1 rRNA gene is annotated in these 213 nt (G+C 50.2%); it reads left to right on the top strand.

The features are described from left to right. Positions 1-213 (top strand): 16S ribosomal RNA (locus M3180_RS22630); the annotation flags it as partial.

The following is a 213-nucleotide window of genomic DNA, read 5'->3' as shown; positions in this document are numbered from 1 at the left end:
GTCGAGCGGAGTTGATAGGAAGCTTGCTTCCTTGAGACTTAGCGGCGGACGGGTGAGTAACACGTAGGTAACCTGCCCATAAGACTGGGATAACATTCGGAAACGAATGCTAATACCGGATACGCAATTCTCTCGCATGAGAGAGTTGGGAAAGGCGGAGCAATCTGTCACTTATGGATGGACCTGCGGTGCATTAGCTAGTTGGTGAGGTAA

It is taken from the genome of Paenibacillus camelliae (assembly GCF_023715345.1).
In the GTDB taxonomy this organism is placed as follows: Bacteria; Bacillota; Bacilli; order Paenibacillales; family Paenibacillaceae; genus Pristimantibacillus; species Pristimantibacillus camelliae.
This window is presented reverse-complemented; position numbering and strand designations above follow the sequence as displayed.